This window comes from Streptomyces sp. NPDC003011 (assembly GCF_053591515.1).
This window is the reverse complement of record NZ_JBSFTY010000044.1, coordinates 55,170-77,594: the sequence shown is the minus strand read 5'-3', so window position 1 is coordinate 77,594 and position 22,425 is coordinate 55,170. Positions and strand designations below refer to the sequence as shown.

22 protein-coding genes and 1 pseudogene are annotated in these 22,425 nt (G+C 69.6%); 9 read left to right on the top strand and 14 right to left on the bottom strand.

The genetic code is table 11. The features are described 5' to 3' along the window. The 6 genes from ACWD0J_RS23090 to ACWD0J_RS23065 all read right to left on the bottom strand — a co-directional run. Positions 1-1,079: putative T7SS-secreted protein (locus tag ACWD0J_RS23090; RefSeq protein ID WP_451497694.1), on the bottom strand; the 1,079-nt coding region annotated here is incomplete at its 3' end. Between the two features lie 2 nt (positions 1,080-1,081). Further along, the gene (locus ACWD0J_RS23085; protein WP_451497693.1) at positions 1,082-1,738 is read right to left on the bottom strand and encodes a hypothetical protein; all 657 of its coding nucleotides are present in this window, start codon (positions 1,736-1,738) and stop codon (positions 1,082-1,084) included. After that, positions 1,728-2,066 carry an SseB family protein gene (locus ACWD0J_RS23080; protein WP_451497698.1) on the bottom strand — a complete coding sequence of 113 codons (339 nt, stop codon included), beginning with the start codon at positions 2,064-2,066 and terminating at the stop codon, positions 1,728-1,730. Before ACWD0J_RS23080 ends, ACWD0J_RS23085 begins: the two co-directional genes overlap by 11 nt. A 401-nt stretch (positions 2,067-2,467) precedes the next feature. Continuing rightward, complete coding sequence (locus ACWD0J_RS23075; RefSeq protein WP_451497692.1) at positions 2,468-4,732, bottom strand: ABC transporter permease; 2,265 nt, start codon at positions 4,730-4,732, stop codon at positions 2,468-2,470. 209 nt (positions 4,733-4,941) lie between these two features. Continuing rightward, positions 4,942-5,868 (bottom strand): alpha/beta hydrolase, encoded by a 927-nt coding sequence (locus tag ACWD0J_RS23070; RefSeq protein ID WP_451497691.1) that lies wholly within the window; start codon positions 5,866-5,868, stop codon positions 4,942-4,944. 189 nt (positions 5,869-6,057) lie between these two features. Continuing rightward, the gene (locus ACWD0J_RS23065) at positions 6,058-6,693 is read right to left on the bottom strand and encodes a TetR/AcrR family transcriptional regulator (RefSeq protein WP_451497690.1); all 636 of its coding nucleotides are present in this window, start codon (positions 6,691-6,693) and stop codon (positions 6,058-6,060) included. Between the two features lie 254 nt (positions 6,694-6,947). Here ACWD0J_RS23065 and ACWD0J_RS23060 point away from each other — a divergent pair, with 254 nt between their 5' ends. Then, positions 6,948-7,460 carry a LuxR C-terminal-related transcriptional regulator gene (locus ACWD0J_RS23060; protein WP_451497689.1) on the top strand — a complete coding sequence of 171 codons (513 nt, stop codon included), beginning with the start codon at positions 6,948-6,950 and terminating at the stop codon, positions 7,458-7,460. A 30-nt stretch (positions 7,461-7,490) separates the two neighbouring features. Here the strand turns inward: ACWD0J_RS23060 and ACWD0J_RS23055 are convergent, their stop codons facing one another. Both ACWD0J_RS23055 and ACWD0J_RS23050 read right to left on the bottom strand, forming a co-directional pair. Next, positions 7,491-7,907, bottom strand: coding sequence for a (R)-mandelonitrile lyase (locus ACWD0J_RS23055; protein ID WP_451497688.1), 417 nt, complete (start codon positions 7,905-7,907; stop codon positions 7,491-7,493). Between the two features lie 93 nt (positions 7,908-8,000). Beyond that, positions 8,001-8,891, bottom strand: coding sequence for a helix-turn-helix transcriptional regulator (locus ACWD0J_RS23050; protein WP_451497687.1), 891 nt, complete (start codon positions 8,889-8,891; stop codon positions 8,001-8,003). A 274-nt stretch (positions 8,892-9,165) separates the two neighbouring features. Between ACWD0J_RS23050 and ACWD0J_RS23045 the strand changes: the two genes are divergently transcribed. The 4 genes from ACWD0J_RS23045 to ACWD0J_RS23030 all read left to right on the top strand — a co-directional run bounded on the left by ACWD0J_RS23045 (position 9,166) and on the right by ACWD0J_RS23030 (position 13,345). Then, a complete protein-coding gene (locus tag ACWD0J_RS23045; RefSeq protein WP_451497686.1) occupies positions 9,166-9,930 on the top strand; it encodes an SDR family NAD(P)-dependent oxidoreductase in 765 nt (254 codons plus the stop codon). 84 nt (positions 9,931-10,014) lie between these two features. Further along, positions 10,015-10,860 (top strand): SDR family oxidoreductase, encoded by an 846-nt coding sequence (locus ACWD0J_RS23040; protein ID WP_451497685.1) that lies wholly within the window; start codon positions 10,015-10,017, stop codon positions 10,858-10,860. A gap of 139 nt (positions 10,861-10,999) precedes the next feature. After that, positions 11,000-12,136, top strand: a complete 1,137-nt coding sequence (locus tag ACWD0J_RS23035; RefSeq protein WP_451497684.1) for an alpha/beta hydrolase — start codon at positions 11,000-11,002, stop codon at positions 12,134-12,136. A 159-nt stretch (positions 12,137-12,295) separates the two neighbouring features. Beyond that, positions 12,296-13,345, top strand: coding sequence for an NAD(P)-dependent oxidoreductase (locus tag ACWD0J_RS23030; RefSeq protein WP_451497683.1), 1,050 nt, complete (start codon positions 12,296-12,298; stop codon positions 13,343-13,345). Positions 13,346-13,535: 190 nt separating this feature from the next. Here the strand turns inward: ACWD0J_RS23030 and ACWD0J_RS23025 are convergent, their stop codons facing one another. The 5 genes from ACWD0J_RS23025 to ACWD0J_RS23005 form a co-directional block, all read right to left on the bottom strand. Further along, a complete protein-coding gene (locus ACWD0J_RS23025) occupies positions 13,536-13,958 on the bottom strand; it encodes an aldo/keto reductase (protein ID WP_451497682.1) in 423 nt (140 codons plus the stop codon). 226 nt (positions 13,959-14,184) lie between these two features. Next, the gene (locus ACWD0J_RS23020) at positions 14,185-15,075 is read right to left on the bottom strand and encodes a helix-turn-helix transcriptional regulator (RefSeq protein ID WP_451497681.1); all 891 of its coding nucleotides are present in this window, start codon (positions 15,073-15,075) and stop codon (positions 14,185-14,187) included. 265 nt (positions 15,076-15,340) lie between these two features. Beyond that, complete coding sequence (locus ACWD0J_RS23015) at positions 15,341-15,811, bottom strand: hypothetical protein (protein WP_451497699.1); 471 nt, start codon at positions 15,809-15,811, stop codon at positions 15,341-15,343. After that, on the bottom strand, positions 15,808-15,939 hold the full coding sequence (locus ACWD0J_RS23010; RefSeq protein WP_451497680.1) for a hypothetical protein: 132 nt from the start codon (positions 15,937-15,939) through the stop codon (positions 15,808-15,810). The genes ACWD0J_RS23015 and ACWD0J_RS23010 overlap by 4 nt, the downstream gene beginning before the upstream one ends. 31 nt (positions 15,940-15,970) lie before the next feature. Continuing rightward, positions 15,971-16,462: an aldo/keto reductase gene (locus ACWD0J_RS23005; protein ID WP_451497679.1), complete on the bottom strand. Its 492-nt coding sequence runs from the start codon at positions 16,460-16,462 to the stop codon at positions 15,971-15,973. Between the two features lie 121 nt (positions 16,463-16,583). Between ACWD0J_RS23005 and ACWD0J_RS23000 the strand changes: the two genes are divergently transcribed. From ACWD0J_RS23000 to ACWD0J_RS22990, 3 genes and pseudogenes are all read left to right on the top strand, one after another. Further along, entirely contained in the window at positions 16,584-16,772 is a 189-nt protein-coding gene (locus ACWD0J_RS23000) for a hypothetical protein (protein ID WP_451497678.1), read from the top strand. 2 nt (positions 16,773-16,774) lie between these two features. Next, positions 16,775-17,670, top strand: a pseudogene (locus tag ACWD0J_RS22995) (helix-turn-helix domain-containing protein). 27 nt (positions 17,671-17,697) lie between these two features. Further along, complete coding sequence (locus ACWD0J_RS22990) at positions 17,698-18,717, top strand: aldo/keto reductase (protein WP_451497677.1); 1,020 nt, start codon at positions 17,698-17,700, stop codon at positions 18,715-18,717. 690 nt (positions 18,718-19,407) lie between these two features. Here the strand turns inward: ACWD0J_RS22990 and ACWD0J_RS22985 are convergent. Then, positions 19,408-19,563 carry a hypothetical protein gene (locus ACWD0J_RS22985; RefSeq protein WP_451497676.1) on the bottom strand — a complete coding sequence of 52 codons (156 nt, stop codon included), beginning with the start codon at positions 19,561-19,563 and terminating at the stop codon, positions 19,408-19,410. Between the two features lie 426 nt (positions 19,564-19,989). Here ACWD0J_RS22985 and ACWD0J_RS22980 point away from each other — a divergent pair, with 426 nt between their 5' ends. Beyond that, entirely contained in the window at positions 19,990-22,386 is a 2,397-nt protein-coding gene (locus tag ACWD0J_RS22980; protein WP_451497675.1) for a hypothetical protein, read from the top strand. Positions 22,387-22,425: the final 39 nt, after the last annotated feature.

The window sequence follows — 22,425 nt, the reverse complement described above, 5'->3', positions numbered from 1 at the left end:
GGGATCAGCCGGCCGAAACCCTCGTAGGGGTCCTTCATGAAGTCGCCGACCATCTGCTTGCCGGTGCCGACCGGGTCGTTGGCGGCGACGACCAGACCGGCGGCCAGGCTGTTGAGGGACGTGGCGTACTCGGCCGGGTGCGTGATGTTGTACGGATCCAGCGGGTTGACACTGCGGACGAAGTTCAGCAGCCCCGCGGTGCCCTTGATGACACCGCCGCCGACATGGTCCCCCATGATCTGGAACTCCTGCACGCCATCGCCCAGCTGCTCGGCGTAGGACGGCTTCTCCGGAGCCGTGTCGCGGGCGGCACGCACCGCTGAACGGGCCGTCTCCGCCGCCGTGTTCCGCTGCGTGCGGGCCTCCGCCAGAAGATCCTGCGCCTGTTGCATCAGCGCCTTGCCGGGATCCTCGAACGTCGAAGCGGGACGCGGCGGGAGCGAGGCGGGGTCGCGCTGGTCGGCGGGCTGAGCGTTGTAGCGGTCGACGGCACTGTTGAAGTCGTCGACCTTCTTGCGGTGCGCGTCGGCCGCGTCCTGGGACGCCTTGACGCCCTCCTTCCACGTGTCGATCGCCGCCTGCGCCTGGCCCTGCGCCCAGGTGATGGTGGAGGCGAACGTCTCCAGCGCGGCGGCCGCCTTCTCGACCGCGTCCGCGCCGGTGAACCACTTGGGCGGCTGGGTACTCACCGCGGTGCGCAGCGCCTCGGCCGCCTCACCCTTGAGCCGGGAGGAGTCCAGGCCCTTGAGCCCGTCACCGGCGTCGTCGAAGGCCTTCTGGAACGCGCGCAGCTTCTCGGCGGTGGAACGGAGCTTGTCCGGACTGCCGTAGATCAGCTTGGTCTTGTCCTCGGTCTGCCCGAGGTCCATCTCGTCGACCTCGGCGCCCATCCGGTTGGCGACCGAACGGGACTGCTCACGCACCCAGTCCGCACCCGACTGCCAGCCGACGTCATCGAGCCGGTCCGCCGTCCACTTCCCCGCGTCCTCGACCCGGTTGCCCACCCACTCGACACCGTCCTCGACCGCGTTCTCGACCGAGTCGGGCGTGATGTCACTGATGAAGTCGCCGATACCCACGTTCAGTTGCCCCCGTGTTCACCCTGCTGCTGCGCCTGCTGGGCGCGTTCCTCCGGCGACGGGCCGAAGGTGTCGTCCAGCGCCTGGTCCCACTGCTCGTCGGAGATGCCGAGCGCGTCGTTGAGCACCTCCGACCGCTGGCCGCCCTGCCCCTGGGTCAGGACGGTGCGGCCGGTGTCCTTCCAGGTCTGCTCCATCTCCTGACCGGCCCTGTCGAACGACTCCGCGCTCCAGTCCGGGTCCAGGGCGTCCGGGGTGAACACATCACCCCAGTCCTGCTGGGTGATCTCCTCCTCCGTGGCGTGCGGGTTGCCGCCCATCACGGAGTTCACCCCCACCTTGACCGCGCCCTCGACGTACTGGTCGTGCTCCCACTGGGTGCCCGCCGCCAGACCCAGACGGTTCGCGATCTCGCTGGCATCACGCACCAGCGCGCGCACACCCCACTCCCAACGCTCGCAGAAGTCCTCGAAGTCGACGGAGAGACCGTGGTGGCCGGCCTCCATCCCCGTCATCGACAGCTCGGAGAAGCCCTTGCCCATCACCGAACCGGTCGCGCCGCCCAGGTCACCGAGCTGGTCGATGATCGCGCCCACGCCCTGCGTGAACTTCGCCACCGACGCCGGGTCGAAACTCAGGTTCCCACCGTCACCGCCCACGGCCGTCCCCAACCTCGTGCAGGCCGCCGTCCACGGCCACACCGTCCCCTACGATCCCCGTGACCGGCGGGAAGAACATCGATCCGTCCTCACTGGCGATGTCGACGGCGAGACCGGCGGGCTCGTCCAGGGTGGGCACGATCTCGTCGACGATGCGCGCGCCCAGCAGCGCCGCGTAGTCCATCGGCTGGTCACCGGGCGCGTGGCGCAGGGCGAACTGGGCCAGCGCGGTCTCGTCGGTGAACCCGCAGATCCACCGCACCCCACCCGAACGCGCCGACCACAGACGACCGTCGACGGAGGGGACCAGCAGAACCGAGCGCCGCATCTCACCCACCACCGCCCGGGGATCGCCAATCCCGGCCCGCCGTTCGGCGATCCGCTCGGCCAACACCGTCCTGCGCTGCTCCACGGTGCCTCCCTCGTCCTCGATCACTGCTGGCACCGTAGAACAGACGCTCGCCGAGGTGTGAGTGGTTCTCCTGGGGAGTTCCGCCACGGAGGCGCACACTGCCCTCAGTTCGAGACCGCCGTGGGACGGGGCCGTCCTCGAGGTGCAGTTCTGAGCGGTCGACGCAGTGGGGGAGGCGGTGTCGGCGTCCTCGTCGTCGAGCCGGACAGCGGATCGAGTCCCTTCCAGACACCTGGAGTGCCGCCGAGCGGGGCACCGTCTGTCGCATCGGTGGATTGTGTGGGTCCCCGGTCCGTTCGGGCGGGGACCCCCACAGGTCAGGAACGTCGGCGCCGGATCCGTCGCCTGCTGCTCAGGGCGATGGTTCCCGGTGCCGCCTCAGGCGCCGGTCCGCTCGGGCCGACCGGTACGGGCTCATCGGCTCGCCGATCGATCGGGCGGATGCCGGGGCCGCCGTCTCCCCCGTCCGACCTGTCTGCCCCGTCCGGCCCGTCGGTGTCGCGGGTGCGGTCGCGGCGGGCGATGGCCCAGTCGATGCCGATGTGGATCAGCAGGCACACGATGCCCCAGGCGGCGATGGTCCCCAGGTGGCCGGCGATGCCGGAGCCGTCGAAGTAGACGGTGGCGCGGACGATGTCGACCGCGGCGGGCAGGGGCAGGATGCCGTTCAGCTCGCGGAAGATCTCGGGGACCATGTAGAGGGAGATGCCTCCGCCGGAGGCGGGGATCCCGGCCAGTAGGGCGATCACCAGGACGGGGATGATCCCGGCGATGCCGAGGGTGCGGGTGAAGACTCCGGTGAACATCGAGATGCTGAAGATCGTCAGGGATCCGAAGCCGATCATCGCCCAGCCGTGGCCGTTGATCGCGCCGATCAGGACGTCGAACAGGAACCACAGCCACACGGCCATGCCGACCGCATAGCCGGCGAGCATGGGCAGGAGCTGCCGCAGGCGCTTGATCTCCGGGGCACCGCCGCGCAGGACCGCCATGACCAGGAAGCCGGCCATGATCCAGGACATGGCCGCGTACATGCTGTTGCTGCCGCCCGAGTCGGAGTTGTTCAGCGGCTGGACGTCGGTCAGTTCCAGCTGCGTTTTCTGGCCAGCCGAGATCTGCTGGAACATCGACTGCAGGGCGGAGTGCTGACTCGCGCCCGCGGCCGAGGAGGTGTACAGCGTGGCCTCGCCGCCCTTTGAGGTGGGCAGGACGTACACGCCGACGGTCTTGCCCTCGCGGATCTGGTCCGTCGCCGCGTCGAGGGAGGTGCTGGTGGTGAGGGAGAGCAGGTCGCCCAGGCCGTCCTGAAGGCCGCGGGCCGCCTGCGTGGCCTGTTCCTGGGAGGCGCCGACGACCACGACGGGCATGTCGCGGACCTGCGGCTGGTGCAGGGAGGCGCTCATCAGGCCGACGACGACGGTGAGGATGGTCAGCGGGAAGGCGGCCACCGCGAAGTACCGGAGCCGCTTGGAGCGCACCGGGCCACCGGCCATCGCGGGCCGGGGGAAGTGGGGGTCGTCGGTCGCCTCGGTGGTCGGAATGGTGAGCCCCTTGCGGCGCTCCACCAGGAGGTTGAGCGCGAGGGCGGCGACGAGCCAGGCGGCGAGGGTGAGCAGGTGGGTGCCGACTCCGCGGCCGTCGAAGTAGACGATGGACCGCAGCGCCTCGCCCGCGGCCGGCAGCGGCAGCACGTTGTGCAGGAAGCCGAAGAAGCCGGGCATCGAGTGGATCGGCATGGCGAGGTTGGAGGCGGGCACCCCGAAGACCATCCACAGCAGCATTCCGGGCAGCACCGCCAGTCCGCCCATGAGTTTCACGAACAGCAGCTGGCTGAGGGCCACGGCGCCTGTCGCGAGCAGGGCGACCCCGACGAACGCCGGATAATGTCCGTCGACGGCGCCCACGACCGGCCCCAGGATCAGCCAGATCAGCGAGCTGGTCGCCACCGCCCAGCCAGCCAGTATCGGCAGGAAACGGCGCACGGAGAGCAGATGGGGCACCGCCGCGATCATGCCGCTCAGCGGGGAGTACCCGACCATCATCATGCCGATCGCGGCGAACAGCACCGCGATGCCCGCGCTGTCACCGGCGGGCAGAGGGGCGATGTCCTGGTTCTTCGTGGTCCAGTCGTGGCCGGCTGCCACCGGGGCGAGGAGCTGCTTGACCGTTCCGGCCTGTGAGGCGCCGGCTGCCTGGGCCGTGTAGAGGGTCGCCTCGGTGGCGCCGTCCGCGGGGATCTGCAGGACACCGGCGACGTCACGGTCCTTGAGCAGGTCGAGCGCCTCCGAGCGGTCGGCGACCAGCCGGGGTTCGGCGGTGCCGTCCTCGGCGGACTCCAGCTCGTCGACGACGGACTGGGCCGCGGCCCCCGAACCGACGACGGCGACCGGCATGTCCCGCGTCTTCGGCGAGTGCATGGTGCCCATGTACGTCGCGTACATCATCGTGACCATGAGGAACGGCATGACGAAGAGGAAGACGTACTTGACGATCTTCATCTTCCGGTCCGCGTCGGAGGTATCCGCCTCGGACGAAACCGGCTCACGCCCGCTCGCTTCGCGGACGGGGGTCGGTGTTTCCATGATGTGCTCCTGATCGATGTGCTGGGGCGCAAGGCGCAGGCGTCTTCTCCGCGCTGTGCGTGGGCATGGGCTGTCAGCCCGGCCGGGAGCGCTCTCGCGCAGGGGCAGCCGGCCAGGCTCTGGAGGACTTCGATGGCGATGCGGGTGCGCGCCGAGGGGCGCGCCGAGGGGTGCGCCGCGTTCAGCGCCGAGTGGCGCGCCGGGGGGTGTCAGCCGGACAGCGCGGCATCGAGCGCCCGAGCCTGTCGGCGCCAGAACTGCTGGGAGACGTCGGCCTTGGGGAACACCGCGTCGAACCCGTGGAAAGCGCCAGGGACGATGTGGAGTGCGCAGGGGACGCTGCTGTCGCCCAGGCGGCGCGCGTACTCGGTGTCCTCGTCGTGGAAGAGATCGAGGGTGCCGACGCCGATCCAGGCCGGAGGAAGACCGGTGAGGTCCTCGCGGCGGGCTGCGGCCGCGTACGGGGAGACGTCCGGGCCCGCTACGGCGTCGCCGAGGTAGGACGACCAGCCGTATCGGTTGCTCTTGGGAGTCCAAAGACGCATGTTCCGCGTGTCCAGGTCCGTTCTCGTCGTCGTGCGGTCGTCGAGCATCGGGTACACCAGCAGTTGGAACACCGGTCGGATCTCGGCGCGGTCTTGGGCGAGCAGTGCGAGAGCTGCGGCGATGCCGCCACCCGCGCTGGCACCGCCGATCGCGATGCGGTCGATGTCGATGTGGAGTTCGCCCGCCCGCGCGACCAGGCCGCGCAGTGCGGCGTAGGCGTCCTCGACGGCCGCGGGCGCGGGACTGTCCGACGCCAGTCGATAGCGGACCGCGGCGACGGTGATGCCGAGTTCGCGGGCGAAGGCGATGCTCGTCCGGTCGTCCTGTTCCGGCGCTCCGAAGATGAGGCCGCCGCCGTGTATCCAGAGGAGGGCCGGCGCCGTCGCCTTCAAGCCGGTCGGCTGGAAGACGCGGAGCGAGACGGACGGTGCGTCCTTCGGCCCGGGCACGACTATGTCCTGAACGGTGAGGTCGGTCCCAGGGGCGGTCGGGCGCGGCTTCAGACTCCGCATGATGCCCGAGGTCACGGGACCGTAGGACACCTTGGGGAGGAAGCGCGCGAGCGTGAGATCGGGGTGGAAGGCACTCATCGGTTTCTCGGGCTCCCCGGGTCTGCACCGGCCGACCGGCGTGAGATGGCGCGGTGGCACCCGGCCGGTGCGGCGGCAGGGCATCGCCGAGGGAACGCGGATCGGTTCAGCCTGTAGGGGAACGGGGCCATGAGGCGCTCCTGCTCGTCAAGGTTGTGCGAGTCGCGCGACCCACTGGCGCGTGCACAGCTACACAGCCGGCGACGGCTGGGAGGCCGCCACCGGGGCACCGGTGGGAAGGCCGGTGCGCACCTGCCGGAGGCCCTCACGGACAAGATCGGGCAGCGCGACGTCGGTGTCGCCCTTTGCCCACATCTCCATGGACGTTCGCAGCACGGCAGCTGCCGCGGCGGCCAGCAGCCGGGGAGTCAAGTCCCGCTCGGCGTCGGTGCCGGTGCGTTCGGCGAAGAGTTCCGCGAGCTGCTGATCGGCCTGCTCGTACGTGACCACGTGCTGCGCCCGCATCGACGGCTGCTCGCCGACCACGCGCATCAGCACCGCGAAGTTGTCCCGTTGACCGGCGTATTGCGCGGCGAAGGACGGAAGCACCTGGGTCAGGGAGTCCCACGGCGGCTCCTCCACGGGCCTGGCCCGCATGGCGTCGAGCAGGGAAGTGCCGCTCCGTACCAGGCCGTCGAGGATCGCCTCCTCGCGACTGGCGAAGTAGTTGCGAAACGTGCGCGGCGACACGTCCACTGCCGCGGCGATCGCCTCCGGGGTCGCCGCGTCGAGTCCCCGCTCGACCATCAGGAACCAGGCCGCACGGCTCAATGCCGCCCGGGTCGCCAGCTTCTTCCGTTCACGCAGGCTCGGCTCTTTCGTCATGCCGACAACCATCCAGGATATTTTCCGAATTGGCAAGTTTTCCTTTTTGGCAAGATCGGGTGTGGGTGTCTAGTGTGAACCGCGGCGGCAGCTCGCTATGAGCCTGGCGGTGCGCCAAACGCCGGCAACGGCTGTTCGAACGCCCATGCCGCCGACGTCCATCGCCATGGTGAGCCGGTCGCCGACCAACCCTTGGTCAGCTCATCGTGCGCGCCCTCGGTGCCGTATTCCGATATGCGCGGGCACGGTTCGCGATGCGCCGCGGCCGCACCGCGCACTTCGGGAACGCTCGGGCCGCTGTCGGCCCCGCGGGTCGTGCCCTCTCGGCCACGCTCCTGGAGGCGGCTCCCCTCCCTCTGGCGCAGGCCGTCGGTGAACAGGCCGGTCAGTTCCTGGCCCAGGTCCACCGTGACCACGGGGTCCGGCTGCACACCGGAGCCCAGGTCGCCGCCATCCGCGCGGTGGCCGCCGGAGACGCCGTCATCGCGCCCGGCCTCACGCGGAAACTCATCGACGTCTTCAGCCGGAAGATCAGCCACCGCAGTCGCGATCAGGAACGTCGGCTGGCCTCCCTCACCGACCGCGAACGGGAGGTCCTCACCGCCATCGCCTGCGGCTACAGCAACGCCGAGATCGCCGAACGCCTCCACGTCGCCGAAACCACCGTCAAGTCCCACGCCGGCCGCATCCTCGCCAAGTCCGGCGCCCGAGACCGCGTCCAGGCCGTGGTCTTCGCCTACGACGTGGGACTGGTCCGGCCGGCATGAACCCGGCCCGCTCACGGGGCGGTTGCCGGTTCAGGCGCGACTGGTGGTGCGCGGTCCGTTGTACTGCTCGTCGGTGACCGGCTCCTGCCACTCGGTCTCGGAGGCGCCGTCGCCGAGGCCCTCCCACATGGCGATGTGCTCCATGAAGCGGTCGGACACGGCGCCGTGCCAGTGCTCCTCGCCGGGCGGGCAGGTGACGGTCTCGCCGGGGTGGGCCTCGAAGACCGTGCCGTCGCGGCTACCGATCAGAGCGGTGCCGGAGACGACGTACAGGGCCTGACCCAGGGCGTGAGAGTGCCAGTGCGTGCGCGCGCCCGGCGAGAAGCGCACCAGGTTGGCGCGCATCCGGGACGGCTCCTGGCCGGCGTGGATCACGTCGAACCACACGTCACCCGTGAACCAGTCGGCCGGTGCCTTGACGGTGGGCTGCTGCTTGGCGAATTCCATGCTGTTCCGTTTCTCCTGGCGAAGGCGCTGAGATGTGGCCGTGATGTGGCGCTGGGCCGCTTCTGGCGCTCGTGCTGCGCGTGTCCGCGGGCGTCAGCCGGCTGAATCAGGTGTCTCTGCGGGAGCGTGCCGCTCCGTGGCGGCGGACGTGCTGGTCCAGCTGGCGAGGATGCTGAGAGCCTCGGCAGAGGGGGACGCGGGTTCCGGGGTGTAGATGACCAGGGTCTGCTCGGGGTCGCCCTCGACGGCGAGGACGGCGAATTCGAGGGTGAGGTCGCCGACGAGCGGGTGGTGCAGGCGTTTGGTGCCGGTGGTGTGGGCGGTGACGTCGTGGTCGGCCCACATGCGGCGGAAGGTGTCGCTGTGCAGGGACAGTTCGCCGATCAGCTCGGTGAGCTGCGGGTCGTCGGGGTGGCGTCCGGCGTACAGGCGCAGCATGGCCAGGCAGTCCCCGGCGACCTGCTCCCAGTCGGCGTACAGCGTGCGGGCGGCCTCGTCGAGGAAGACGAAGCGGGCGAAGTTGCGTTCGCGGCGGGGCCGGGCTTCGAAGTCGGTGTAGAGAGCGTGGGCGAGCTTGTTGGCGGCAAGGACGTCCAGGCGTCGCCCCTGGACCACCGCGGGGACGCTGAGTGAGTCCAGGGTCCGGTACAGGACCGGGTGGACTCGCTGGGGGGCGAGCGGCCGCTTGCGGCGGGTCCGGGCGGGGGTGGGCTGGGTGAGGTCGAAGAGGTGGGCGCGTTCGGTCTCGTCGAGGTGCAGGGCGCGGGCGACGGCGTCCAGGACGGTTTCGGAGACGCCCTTGGTGCGGCCTCGCTCCAGGCGGACGTAGTAGTCGACGCTGACCCCGGCGAGCTGGGCGACTTCCTCGCGGCGCAGCCCCGGCACACGGCGGGCGCCGCCGTGCGGGGCGAGACCGGCCTGTTCGGGAGTGATCCGGGCCCGGCGGGTGCGCAGGAACTCACGGATCTCGCTGCTGCGGTCCATGGGTCCACCGTACGGCCGGAACCGGCAGGTCGGCGCCCTGGAAGGGGGTACTGGCAGACCCCCGGAAGAGCGGTGCCCTTTACGGCGGCCCACGGGGCGTTCGCGGGTGGTTGCCTGGATAGCGGGCTCACGACACTGCCCCCGGCATCCGCACGACGATGCCGATGCGCGCAGTGTGTGCGAGAAAGAGCGCATAAGGGTTCGGTAATGCCCATTGTCTGCCCCCGCGCGTCTGCACCCCCACGCCATGCGTCTGAAGAAGAGGAGAACCCTCGTGGCACCGAAACTGACCGGCACCGTCGCTCTCGTCACCGGCGCGAGCAGCGGGATCGGCGCCGCCACCGCCCGCGAGCTCGCCGAGCACGGTGCATCCGTCGCGCTCGTGGCCCGCCGCAAGGACCGCCTGGCAGACCTCGCCGCCGAGATCGAGAAGGCGGGCGGCACCGCGCTGGTGGTGGAAGCGGACATCGCTGACCGTCACCAGGCCGAAGGGGCCGTGGAGCAGGTCGTCGAGCGGTTCGGACGGCTGGACACGCTGGTCAACAACGCCGGTCTGATGCTCCTGGGCCCCGTCGTCGGCGCGGACGCCGAGGAGTGGGACCGTATGATCGCCGTCAACCTGCAGGGCCTGCTCCACACCACCCGGGCCGCGCTGCCGCATCTGCTGCGGGCCGCCGAACAGGGCCCGCGCCAGGTCGCCGACATCGTCAACATCAGCTCGCAGGCGGGCCGCGTGGCCAGCAAGGGCTACGGCGTCTACAACCTCACCAAGTTCGGCGTGAACGGCTTCACCGAGTCCCTGCGCCAGGAACTCGCCCAGCGCCACGTGCGCGTCGGTGTCCTGGAACCGGGCGCCGTGGAGACCGAGCTGGTCGGCCACAACACGCCCGAGGTCCGCAACGAGCTGGTCGACCCCGTCATCGGGCGGATCGAGCTCCTTGCCTCCGAGGACATCGCCGACGGCGTCGCCTACATGGTCACCCGCCCCCGTCGCACCGCGATCGGCGAGCTGTGGATCATGCCCACCGAACAGGGCTGACCCCCCATCCATCGCCCGGCCGCCACAGTCGATCCCCCCACACACACCGGGCGCCGTATGCGCAGCCCGACGTAAGGAATCCTCATGAGCAAGGTCATCTTCATCACCGGTGCCGGACGTGGTCTCGGCACGGACATCGTCCGCGAGGCCCTGGCGGCCGGCCACCAGGTCGTCGCCACCGGCCGCCGCCCCGAGGACGTCGAGAAGACCCTCGGCGGGCCGCAGGACAACCTGCTGGTCACCAAGCTGGATGTGACCAGCCTGGCGGACGCGCAGGCGGCCGCGCAGGCCGCGGTCGACCGGTTCGGCCGCATCGACGTCCTGATCAACAACGCCGGGAATTTCTTCGCCGGCTACTTCGAGGAGGTCTCCCCGGAGCACATGCGCCAGCAGATCGAGACCAACCTCTTCGGCCCGATGAACGTCACGCGTGCCGTCCTGCCCGTCATGCGCCGGCAGCGCGACGGCCACGTCATGACGATCTCCTCGCTCGCCGGTCAGGTCGGCACGGAGTTCACCTCCGCCTACGCGGCCTCCAAGTTCGCCGTCGAGGGCTGGATGGAGGCCCTGCACCACGACATCAAGCCGTACGGCATCCGCACCACGATCGTGGAGCCCGGCTACTTCCGCACCGAGCTGCTCGTGGACGCCTCCACCACCTGGCCCGAGCCGACCATCGACGACTACGCCGAGCGCACCACCGCCACGGTCGCAGCCTGGAAGAGCATCAACGGGCAGCAGCCCGGCGACCCCGCCAAGCTCGCCCACGCCCTGCTGACCCTCGCCGGCCAGGACCAGCCGCCGCTGCGCTTCGTCGCCGGCGCCGACGCCATCGAGGGCGTCTCGGCCAAGGCCAGGGAACTCCTCGCACAGGTCGAAGCCTCCTGCGAGCTGGGCGGCAACCTCGGCCACGACGACACCGACGCCTGAGCGTGGCGCCCACGCCGGCCACGGCCCGCGAGGAGAAAGACAGAGCCCCGTGAAAGCAGTCCCCTTACATGGTCATCCAGCGTCGGCCTGCGACCTGGACGTGGCCGGACAACCAAACCAGCGATCCAGGAGTTACGCGATGACAAACAGGCTGACCCACACCACCCGGACGTTGGCGGCCAGGAGGGTCTTGGTTCTCGGTGTCGCCCTGACGAGCCTCGCAACCCCCATCGCGTTCGCCGGCAGCGCGAGTTCCGACTCGGGTGTCACGGTCGCCCATGCGAGCGCCACGGCGAAGCAGGACACGATCACCAGCTTGGCGGCCTTCGAGAAGACGGTCCGCGCAGACCGCACTGTCACGCGCAAGCAGGTCACGTTCAAGAACGGGGAACTCGACATGGCCGGCGTGCAGTTCGCGCCGGCCAAGATGAAGCCGGGCAAGAAATACCCCGCGATCGTCGTCGTGCATCCGGCCGGCGGGATCAAGGAACAGACCGCAAGCCTCTACGCCTACCGCATGGCGCAGCAGGGCTACATCGCGCTGGCCTATGACGCGTCCCACCAGGGGCAGAGCGAAGGGCAACCCCGTCGGCTCGAAGACCCCGCACAGCGAGTGGAAGACGTACGCAGTGCGGTCGACCACCTCACTACGCTTCGCACCGTTGATCGTGAGCGGATTGCGGCTCTCGGCATCTGCGCCGGCGGCGGATACGCGATCAACGCCACGATGACTGACCACCGCATCAAGGCCGTCGCCGGCGTGGCCTCGTTCAATTACGGTGACGGTGTCCGTCAGGGCTGGAGGGGAACGGGAACTGCCCAGGAGCTGCGCGCCGGTCTTGAGGATGTCGCTCAGGAGCGCACAGCAGTGGCCAACGGCGCTCAGCCCGCGATGCTTCCGTACGTACCCGACTCGGTTGAGGGTGTCACCGAGCCCGACATGGTGGAAGCCAGCGAGTACTACCGGCAGGCGGACCGGTGGAAGCATGAGAACTCGCCGAACCGTTTCCTGAAGAGCAGCATGGACAAGATCTACGCGTTCGACGCCTTCGACGGTATCGACACCTTGCTGACGCAGCCGCTGCTCCTGATCGCCGGTAGCGAAGCCGGCTCGAAGTGGCACAGCGATCGGGCGTACAAGGAGGCGAACGGTGAGAAGGAACTCTTCGTCGTCCCGGGTGGTACTCACATGAGCATGTACGACAAGGACGTGAACAGGGCGGTGCCCAAGCTGGCTGAGTTCTTCGGAAAGCAGCTCGAGCACTCCGCGAACTGACCGCAGTCGACGGAACACCGGCGAGACGATTCCGGTCGTGTTCGCCGGTGTTCCGTCGACGTGTTCCGTGAGCAGTTCCCACTGCCCTGGCTGCGGTGCCCCTTCCTGAACGCCGTACCTCCTGCGGCCCGCCTTTCTCCGCCCACAGAAAGCCGTCTGATGACCCAACCCAAGGAACTCGTCGTCCTTCACCCGGCGCCCCAGTCCACCGAACGGATCTTCAGCCCGGAAACCCTGCGCCGGCTGCGTGAGGAGTTCGAGGTCCTCGACCTCGATGGCCACCCCGACGCCGAACGGCAGCTGGACCTGGCGCTTCCCCGGGCCTTCGCCGTGGTCGGTCAGCCCGACCTGCCCGCCGGACGCGTCGAGCGTGCCGTCCGCCTGCGCGCCCTGTGCAACGTCGAGGGCAACTTCTTCCCCAACGTCGACTACGCGGCCTGCGCGGACCGCGGCGTCCGCGTGCTCGGCTGCGGACCCGCCTACGCACAGGCCGTGGCCGAGTACTCCCTCGGCCTCGCGCTCGACCTGGCGCGGGGCATCACCCGCGAGGACCGCGCCTTCCGGGCCGGCACCGAGGGGTACACCTTCGCGGCCAACTCCGACTCCATTCTGCTGCGCGGCGCCGAGATCGGCTTCATCGGCTTCGGCAACCTCGGTCGCGCGCTGCACGAACTGCTGGTGCCGTTCAGGGCCGTTGTCCGGGTCTACGACCCTTGGCTGCCGGACAGCCACCTGGAGGAGGCCGGAGTCACACCGGCCTCGCTCGACGAGGTACTGGAGGGCAGCCAGGTCCTCTTCGTCCTGGCCACGATCACCGAGGAGAGCGAGCGACTGCTCAGCGAGGCACGGCTGCGGCGACTGCGCCCCGGTGCCCGGCTGGTCCTGGTCAGCCGGGCCGCGGTCGCCGACTTCACCGCCCTGGTCGAGCTCGTGAGCGAAGGCCGCTTCGTCGCGGCACTGGACGTGTGGCCCGAGGAGCCGGTGCCCGCCGAGCACCCCGCCCGTGCGGTGGAGGGGCTCGTCCTGTCCGCGCACCGGGCCGGCGGCATCCCCGCTGCTTTCGAGAAGATCGGCGAGATGGTCCTCGACGACCTCCTGCAGATCCGGGCGGGACTGCCGCCGGTGCGCATGCAGGTGGCAGCCCGGGAGCTCGTCCACCGCTACCGCAGCCGTCCGGCCACCACCGCCCCCGGAGCGAGGAACTCGTGACTGCTCTGCGAGTCGCCGTGGTCGGTGCCGGCTTCATGATCGGTGTGCACATCCCGCGCCGCCCGTGTCACCGCCGCACGCCCGGTCGCAACCGGCTCTGTCGCGACGGCCGGCCGCACTGCTGAGCCAGCCGGAACGGGCACCCGACATGGCCGGGCAGGCCCGCTCCGAACCGGCCTGCGGAAGGGATCTACGGCAGGGGTGAATTGCCGTGCCCACCGTCAGAGCTCGTCCCCATCTTGGCCCCGACGTCGATCATCGCAAGCATCGGTTCGCTCAATCGCGCGCCCCGCATGCGGATGTGAGCGAAGCCGTCCTCGATATCCGCGACGTCGGCGGCGGTCAGCTGGACCTGAAGCGCGTCCATGTTTTCGTCCATGTGCCCCTGTGTGATCGGCCCCGGGATGGGCACGATCCACGGCTTGCGGGCGAGCAGCCAGGCGAGCGCTATTTGGGCAGGCGTCGCTTGCTTGCGTGCACCCACGCGCTGCAGCAGTTCGACGACGGGCCAGTTCGCGCGGCGGGCCTCCGGGGTGAAGCGGGGGAGCGTAGCCCGCAGATCCGCGGGGCCATGCACCGTCAACGGGGTGACGGTGCCGGTCAGATAACCCATCCCACGGCCTTATGGAAGGTCAACGGCCTTGCTCATCGGCGCACTTGCAAGAGAACTGGCGTCGTCGCCAAGGCGTGGCGACCGGCTGGTCTGCCCGTCGCCCGGCGCTGACGGATGCTGCGTCGACGCATGAGGGCATGCGTCGGCAGGTCAGCTGCACCCATCAGGCGCGCGATCGTCGTTGCCGCTCAGCTCCGGATGCGACCCGGCGCCTGCGTCGCGGCTGTCAGCCGGCGGGGTTGTGTGGCTGTCCGGTGGTGTGGGGGCTGGCGGTGTGCGTGGTGGTCCAACTGGCCAGGATGTTGAGGGCTTCGGCAGTGGGGGAGGAAGGTTCGGGGGTGTAGATGACGAGGGATTGTTCGGGGTCGCCTTCGACGACCAGGACGGCGAATTCGAGGGTGAGGTCGCCGACGAGCGGGTGGTGCAGGCGTTTGATGCCGGTGGTGTGGGCGCGGACGTCGTGGTCGCCCCACATGCTGCGGAAGGTGTCGCTGTGCAGGGACAACTCGCCGATCAGTTCGGTGAGTTGCGCGTCATCGGGGTGACGGCCGGCGTACAGGCGGAGCCTGGCCACGCACGTCTCGGCCACCTGGTCCCAGTCGGCGTACAGCCTGAAGGCGGCGGCGTCGAGGAAGACGTAGCGGGCGAAGTTGCGCTCGCGGTGGGGCCGGGCTTCGAAGTCGGTGTAGAGGGCGCAGGCGAGCTTGTTGGCGGCCAGAACGTCCAGGCGTCGCCCCTCGATCACCGCGGGGACGCTGAGTGAGTCCAGGGCGCGGTAGAGGACCGGGTGGACCCTTTGGGGGGCGAGCGGGCGCTTGCGGCGGGTCCGGGCGGTGGGCTTGGGCTGGGCGAGGGTGATGAGATGGGCGCGTTCGGTGTCGTCGAGGTGCAGGGCGCGGGCGACGGCGTCCAGGACGGTTTCGGAGACGCCCTGGGTGCGGCCGCGTTCGAGACGGACGTAGTAGTCGACGCTGACTCCGGCGAGCTGGGCGACTTCCTCGCGGCGCAGCCCCGGTACGCGGCGGGGCCCCGGGTGTGGGGTGAGGCCGGCCTGCTCGGGGATGATCCGGGCCCGCCGGGTGCGCAGGAACTCACGGATCTCGCTGCTGCGGTCCATGGGACCACCGTAGGACGGCGTTCCGCCCGCCGGGGCCTTGTAAGGGGTACTGGCAGACCCCCCGAAGAGCGGGGCCCGTACGGCGGCGCACGTGGGCACCAAGGGGGTTGCCTGGACGGCGGGTACTCGCGAGCGCGCCCCCATGCCGGCGCTACTGAGGTCGCCGATGCAAGCCAAGGGAATTCATCACGCAGCCGACCCGGCTTGCGGGATGCCCAGTGATGAGCGTGGGCGCCCTGGGCTGGTCGATGGCAGTTGCTCACCGTCAACGGTCGGCTCCCGCTGACCAGACAGGGCGTACGCGGACGGCGGGTACAGCGGCGGCAGCGGGATCGATCGACGTGGCGGTCACCCTCGACGAAAGCCTGATCACCGGCGTCACCGTCACGGCAGCGACATCGAGGTCCTGGCCGGGACGGTTCACGAGCTGGTGTGCCCGGACGGCGTATCCACCGGTGAGGACAAGCGGATGGGGAGAGCCGAGCGCGACCCCGTCCGCCAGGAGCCGCGAGCCGCGTGCAGCTCCGGTATGTCCGTCGCGCTGCTGCCGGGTGCGGGAGGCGAGCTGAGGGAAGGCGTCCTCCCACACCGTGCGCACGGGGCGACCGACCAGAGTGCGCAGCACCGGCCACAGCTGGAGAAGCAGGTTCTGGCTGAGGTAGTGGGGAAGGCCCCCCGTGTAGGCCCTCGCGCAGGACGGTGCCGTACGGGCCCACAGGTGGCCGGAGTTGCTCATCGGCAGGTGCCGCAGAACAGGATGTCGAGCTTGACGTCGTGCGGGCCGACGTCGCGGCGCTCGATGGTGACGGGAGCGAGCGGCCGGCCGCCCTCGTGGGCGCCGGACGTGTTGACAGTGGTGGACACGGTGATTCCGCTTCGCGGATGGGAGGTGAGGTCAGGCTTCGGGGATGGTGCGGCCGAAGTCGGCGAGGGTGACGTTCTCCGGCTCGGGACCTCCGCGGCGGCCGGTCTCCAGGCCGTCGAGGGCCTTCAACTCGTCCGCGGTGAGTTCGAAGTCGAAGACGTCGATGTTCTCGGCGATCCGGTGACGCTTGGTCGACTTGGGGATCACCGAGCGGCCCTGCTGGAGGCCCCAGCGCAGCAGCACCTGGGCCGGGCTCTTGCCGTGCGCCTCGGCGATGCGGGTGACGGCCGGGTCGTCGAGGACGCTCCTGCGGTCCTCGCCGTAGCCCGGGTAGAAGGTGATCCCGCCGATGGGGGACCACGCCTGGTTGAGGATGCCGTGCCGCTCGTCGAAGTCGAGTACGGCGCGCTGCTGGAAGTAGGGGTGGATCTCCAACTGGTTGACGGCCGGCACGACGGAGGTCGCGTCGAGTTCAGGCCCGGTCTCGGACCGCCAGTTCTGGCCTTCCCCAGGTAACTGCACGTCGGCCCACGAGTGGGAGTCACTGCTCTTCCAGGTACTGGCAGTACCTCGCAGGCCGGCTCGGACAGACCTAACGTGAAGGTCTCGGCACGACACGCAGGACGATCAGAAGGAGGTCGCAGTGCCCCCGGCTCCGGCATCCGCACCAGCCCGTCGGCTGAGCCGCACCGTCTGTCCCGCGCCGCCCTCCCGCTTCGGCGACGTCCTGCGCGACGGCGCACGGGCCCGGCTCGGGGCGAGCACGCTCCACACCGATCCGCGCCCGCCGCTGTCCGCCGTAGGCGCGGCCGACGACAACACCAGGATCTGAGCATGGCCGACAGCACCAAGAAGGACCTCGCCGCCGAAGTGCGCGAGTTCCTGAGCACCCGACGGGCGCGGCTCACCCCGCAGCAGGCCGGGCTCCCGGTCTACGGCGGAAAGCGACGCGTGGCGGGGCTGCGTCGCGAGGAGGTCGCCCTGCTCGCGGGAATGAGTGTGGACTACTACGTCCGGCTCGAGCGCGGGAACCTCAGCGGTGCCTCGGACTCGGTGCTCGAAGCCCTCGCGCACGCACTGCAACTCGACGAGCCGAGCGCACCCACCTCTACGACCTGGCCCGGGCGGCGGCACCGTCGGGCCGACGCCCCACGGCGACCACCTCCCGGGTGCGGCCGACGATCCTGCGCCTGCTCGACTCCATGGCCGATGTGCCGGCCTACGTACGCAACGCCCGCTTCGACATCCTGGCCGCCAACACCCTGGGGCGGGCACTGTACGCGCCGGTCTACGACTCACCGCTGTTCGCGCAACGCGGGCCGGTCAACAGCGCCCGCTTCATGTTCCTGGACCCCGCGAGCAGGGAATTCTGGGCCGACTGGGACAAGGGGGCCGACGACGCGGTCGCCTTCCTGCGCACCGAGACCGGCCGCGCACCGCACGACAAGGCGCTGACCGACCTGGTCGGGGAGCTGACCGCCAAGAGCGACGACTTCGCACGCCGCTGGGCCCGCCACGACGTGAAGTTCCACCGCTCGGGCGTGAAGAACCTGCACCATCCGCTGGTCGGCGATCTCGCCCTGCCCTGGGAGGCGATGGACCTGCCGTCCGACCCTGGACTCCGCCTCAACTTCTACACACCCGAACCGGACTCCCGGGAGCGGGAGGCTCTCGGCCTGCTCGCCAGCTGGGCGGGCACCGGCACCGCCGTGCCCTCCCGGAACGACTGACCACCCCCGATCGAGGAGAACCACTTCATGCAGTACCGACCGCTCGGCCGCACAGGCGTCCAGGTCAGCCCGCTCTGCCTGGGCGCGATGATGTTCGGCCTCTGGGGCAACGAGGACGAAGCCGACTCGATCCGGATCATCCACCGCGCCCTCGACGCGGGTGTCAACTTCGTCGACACCGCTGACGTGTACTCCGCCGGCGTCTCCGAGGAGATCGTCGGCAAGGCGCTCAAGGACCGACGCGAGGACGTCTTCCTGGCGACCAAGTTCTTCATGCCGATGGACCAGGACGACCCCAACCAGCGAGGCGGCTCACGGCGCTGGATCATCCGCGAGGTCGAGAACTCCCTGCGGCGGCTCGGCACCGACCACATCGACCTCTACCAGGTACACCGACCCAGCCAGGACACGGACGTGGCAGAGACCCTCGGCGCCCTCTCCGACCTGGTGCGGCAGGGCAAGATCCGCTACATCGGCTCCTCGTCCTACTCCGGCTCCCAGATCGTCGAGGCCCAGTGGACCTCGCGGGAGCGGCACCTGGAGCGGTTCGTGACCGAGCAGCCGCCGTACTCGATCCTGGTCCGGGGCATCGAGGAGGACGTGCTCCCCACCGTGCGCCGTCACGGCATGGGCACGCTCACCTACAGTCCGCTCTCCGGCGGGTGGCTCTCCGGCCGCTACCGCAAGAACGCCTCCGAGGGCCCAGCCTCCGCGGCGCGCCCCCCGGCCCGGTTCGACATGAGCACCCCCGCCAACCAGCGCAAGCTCGACGCCGTCGAACAGCTCGCCGTGCTGGCGGAGAAGGCCGGTCTCACCCTGATCGAGCTGGCCGTCGCCTTCGTCATCAACCACCCCGGCGTCACCTCGGCGATCATCGGCCCGCGCACCATGGAGCAGCTGGAGGCGTTCCTGCCCGCCGCCGGCATCACGCTGTCTTCCGACGTGCTCGACGCCATCGACGAGATCGTCGCCCCCGGAGTCACGGTCAACCCCGTCGACAACAGCTACGGAGACTTCGAGCTGCGGGCTGACCAGCGGCGGCGCTGATGTAACCCGGCTCGGCCGGTCATGGTCGATCGAGCCGGGTCACCGTGACGGCATGCCGGCGGAGTGATCAGCCCCGGGGCTGTGCCCCGCTCGACCGCCCACTCCCGTGACCGAGCCTTGTCTCCCCGCCCCCTGCACGCGCGGCGGGCAGGGGGCGGCGCCTCACAGGAGATCGGCATGCGGCGTCACCGCTGCCCGGCGTGACGCTCATTCGACGCTCTGGGCGTCCAATCGCTCCCGAGAGAGTCAGAAAACCCGCTCTGACCTGCGAGTTTATCGAACCCTCCTGGGGTGACGTGTTTCCGATGACGTCGCATGTGGAGTGCGTGGCGATTCTGGAGCCGGTCCGAGAGGGCGTCTGACCTGCAGATTCTGGGCAGTGACTGTCAGTTCGAACTGTTTTCGGTGGTCGCAACAGGTGGACGTGGGGAACGCTGCCTGAGCTGCGGTTTCCGATGCTCCGGTGGCGGTTTGCGCGCAAGGCCCCAGCAATTTCCGACGCACGGATGACGCACGTTTTGATGGGGTGTCCGGCGTGATTCGAGGGCTGCTGGCTCATGGCTGGCTGGCCGGTTTCGGCAGCCGGGCTGCGCGGTGACCTGGGTCAGCCGCTCTTCAGACGCGCGCGGCCGGGAGGTTGTCGAGAATCGCTGAGACCGTCAGTACCGGCGTGTGCTCCGAGGTGTCGAGTCAGAGCCCGATGCGCGGAGTCTCCGCCCGCAGGACGTGGTCGAGTGCCTCGACCGTCCAGACGCCGTACGCGGCCTTCGGGCGCGCGGCCTCTCTGGCCCGCACAACCGCGATAGAGGGGGCCAGCACGACGACGAACAGCGGTCGGGTATGCACCCCCTGCGGGACCCGGATCGGTACCCATTCGGACCTATTTCTCAGGAATGGCGACAGCGTGTAGGGGCGTCCGCACCACAACGACGTTGCCTTCTTGCAGGCGCACGTGACCTCACCCCAACCAAAGGTTGGGGTATCAGGGACATCGTGCCCAGAACAAGGCGTGCCCGCCATCGCCTTCGGGTACGAACTCCTCCCGTTCGACGGTTAGCCCGGCCTACGGCATCCGCGCGCAGTTGGAGTGCCACGCCATCTTGCCCTTGGAAGTGAGGCGATGGCTGTGGCTTCCGCGAGCTGCCAAGTGCTGGTGAAAAGGACGTTGGCCCGCCCAGGTCCTGCCATCTGAGTTCGGTCTGATGTCGGCACGCGGGTGTGCCCGATACGAGTCACTGCCCATCATCGCAAAGTGACGAAAGAGCTTCCGGAATGTTCCGTGTCGGCATACCCTGCGGGAATTACCGCACGTCAGACCGCGGCGGTCTGAAGCGCGGCGGAGGTGTCATGGGTGGGGACCCGTATGTATCAGCAACGGTTGACGAACGTGGGGGGCCGGGGGTGTCGTCGACGCTCCGCGACAGGGCACAGGTGCCTGATCCGTACGGTGACCGGCCCCTGTTGACCTCTGCAATGACGAAAGGCTATGACGCCGTACCCGACGAAGAACGGGATCGGTTGCGGCGCTATCTGGAAGCGGTTGTCGTGGCCCGCCCGGCGCCCGTGCACACTGCAGTCGCCTTCAACGCGGTGTACTTCGGGTATGACCTCGGCGGCGACGGCTACGGCGGCAGCCCGCTCTGTCTCGACGACTTCCCTGTGATCACCTTCGGCGAGTGCGCCCCCGTGCTCCCGGTCGGTGCAATGGTGTGTGTCGCCACCGGGTCGGACCCGTTGTACGCCGAGATCGTCTATCGGGAGGGTTCCCATCCAGAGGTGGGCACCCTCGGTGACGTACCCGCCTGGGTGTCGGGGGCGCCTGCAGGGGCCGAGGGCCCGGGGAGACCGGGAGACGGCGTCGCGCCACGGCGAAGGGAGCTCCTGGTCCCGGATCTCCATGCCTTCGGCCCGGCTCTGAGCCTGTCATCGGCCCAGCTCCTCCGCTTACGCACGCGCCGGCGCTGGATCAACGAGGACGGGCATGTCGTCGTCGACGTCCGCTACCCGTCTCCGGAGGCGGCACTGCGCGACGACCTGACGGCCTATGCGGAGCATCTCCTGACGACGGCACGGGAGCAGCTGCTCAGTCCTTTCGTCCCCGTGTCCCTCGCTGCACTGGTGGGCGGCACGCACGACGACGACCTGCGAGCGGGGCTGAGCGGTCTCCTTGGGACGGTGAGGGGTGTGCTCAACTCCAGTGCGGTCTGGCGTACATGGGGTGACTACACCATGACCCGGAGCTCCCTCGCGGACTGCTGGCGGGACACCGGGCCGCTGGGCGGCGACGACCTCAGGTCGCTTGCCGCAGCGGTCGAACGCGCGGCCACCCCGGGGAGGCGCCGTTACGGTCTCACCACGCCTGTCACCGTGTACACAGCGGTTGGACCGCGGCTTCGCGGGTTCCCGGGAGCTACGGAAGTGCTCAGGGGAGTGGGGTACGCCGCAGCGGTGTGCCGGGCGAACGTGGCGCTCGCCGACGTCGTCCAAGGGGACAGCGATCAGGGCCTGTTCGAGAACGGCTCCCGGATCACGCTCGACGACGCCTTCGAGGGCGGAGGCGTGTGGCGGTCCCATCATCCCGGTGACGCAGAAGCGCACGGAGATCCCCTGGCCCCGGCCGGACGAGGCTGGACGTCCACGTTGTCCGCGACATCGGAGCCAGAGCCGGAAACAGAGTTGAACCCGGTCGATCTGCCTCTGGGCGACGACGCCTCTCTCGGCTCCGGTGAACTCCTGCGGAGTGACGCACAGGAGATCGTCTGGCGGGCGCCCCTGCGGTTGTCTCAGCTCATCGACGGCTGGTTTCCCTTACATCCGTACGTCGTCGAGGAACTTCGCCGGTCTCACGGTGAGCGCCCCACGGTTCGCCTCGAACTCGACCATGCCGGCCAGGCGTTGGAAGAGAAGGAGGCAGTGCAGGACGTCATCGCCGAACTCGGTGACACGTCGGGCCGTTTGACCGGGATCGTATGGCCCGGCGACTTCTTCCCCGGCCTGATGCTTGAGCTGCGTAGCCTCCGCGGCGGCTCGGTGATCCGCATGGCCACGATGCCGCTCGAGGAACGCGTGCTGGTCGGCGACCGTGACACCGGGCATTCTTACGACCCTCGTGTGCTCACGAGGGAGGACGTCCCGGGAAGTGGCCGCCACGGTGACAGCGCGGTCGGGCTGGGCCCCCGGCAGCTGGTGATGCGCACGGTGCGCCGTTGCGGTCTGCTCACCCTGGACGGCCATGCTCTTATGGACCGTTCCGTCCTGCCGAGCGCGGTCTACGGGCGTCGGCCGGCCCGGTCACAGGCCGCCGCCCTGGAATCGGCCGTTGCGGAACTGCTCGCGGAACGGCTTCTGGAACCGGCGCTCGGCAGCCGAGACGCCTGGGGTCAGCCTCATTTCCCGCCGCGCGACGGACAGCGGACCATTCCCCTCATCGGCTACTGCCCCGCGCGGCTGCGGGTGATACGTCCCTGGGGCGGCACCGAACCGGGCGACGAGGGGCTTCGGGGGATCCAGTTCGTCCCCGGTCATCTGCGCCGCCTGCGACCGGGGTGCTCGCCCAGCGTCGTTCAGCGTGCGGCCTTTCGGGAGCACTGCCGCAGGCTCGGCAAAGCGGACGGCTGGGAACTGCCCTACGGATACACGTTCGTCACCGAGCACACGCGCGGCCGCTGATTCATCACGCGGGTCTGGCCAGCCTCTCCCGACTCCTTG

What these genes read in the sequence shown, in the direction of transcription:
- ACWD0J_RS23080 (WP_451497698.1), bottom strand. Translation starts at nt 2,066, where the DNA reads ATGCGGCGCTCGGTTCTGCTGGTCCCCTCCGTCGACGGTCGTCTGTGG.
- ACWD0J_RS23075 (WP_451497692.1), bottom strand. Translation starts at nt 4,732, where the DNA reads ATGGAAACACCGACCCCCGTCCGCGAAGCGAGCGGGCGTGAGCCGGTT.
- ACWD0J_RS23070 (WP_451497691.1), bottom strand. Translation starts at nt 5,868, where the DNA reads ATGAGTGCCTTCCACCCCGATCTCACGCTCGCGCGCTTCCTCCCCAAG.
- ACWD0J_RS23065 (WP_451497690.1), bottom strand. Translation starts at nt 6,693, where the DNA reads ATGACGAAAGAGCCGAGCCTGCGTGAACGGAAGAAGCTGGCGACCCGG.
- ACWD0J_RS23060 (WP_451497689.1), top strand. Translation starts at nt 6,948, where the DNA reads ATGCGCCGCGGCCGCACCGCGCACTTCGGGAACGCTCGGGCCGCTGTC.
- ACWD0J_RS23055 (WP_451497688.1), bottom strand. Translation starts at nt 7,907, where the DNA reads ATGGAATTCGCCAAGCAGCAGCCCACCGTCAAGGCACCGGCCGACTGG.
- ACWD0J_RS23050 (WP_451497687.1), bottom strand. Translation starts at nt 8,891, where the DNA reads ATGGACCGCAGCAGCGAGATCCGTGAGTTCCTGCGCACCCGCCGGGCC.
- ACWD0J_RS23040 (WP_451497685.1), top strand. Translation starts at nt 10,015, where the DNA reads ATGAGCAAGGTCATCTTCATCACCGGTGCCGGACGTGGTCTCGGCACG.
- ACWD0J_RS23035 (WP_451497684.1), top strand. Translation starts at nt 11,000, where the DNA reads ATGACAAACAGGCTGACCCACACCACCCGGACGTTGGCGGCCAGGAGG.
- ACWD0J_RS23030 (WP_451497683.1), top strand. Translation starts at nt 12,296, where the DNA reads ATGACCCAACCCAAGGAACTCGTCGTCCTTCACCCGGCGCCCCAGTCC.
- ACWD0J_RS23025 (WP_451497682.1), bottom strand. Translation starts at nt 13,958, where the DNA reads ATGGGTTATCTGACCGGCACCGTCACCCCGTTGACGGTGCATGGCCCC.
- ACWD0J_RS23020 (WP_451497681.1), bottom strand. Translation starts at nt 15,075, where the DNA reads ATGGACCGCAGCAGCGAGATCCGTGAGTTCCTGCGCACCCGGCGGGCC.
- ACWD0J_RS23015 (WP_451497699.1), bottom strand. Translation starts at nt 15,811, where the DNA reads ATGAGCAACTCCGGCCACCTGTGGGCCCGTACGGCACCGTCCTGCGCG.
- ACWD0J_RS22990 (WP_451497677.1), top strand. Translation starts at nt 17,698, where the DNA reads ATGCAGTACCGACCGCTCGGCCGCACAGGCGTCCAGGTCAGCCCGCTC.
- ACWD0J_RS22980 (WP_451497675.1), top strand. Translation starts at nt 19,990, where the DNA reads ATGTTCCGTGTCGGCATACCCTGCGGGAATTACCGCACGTCAGACCGC.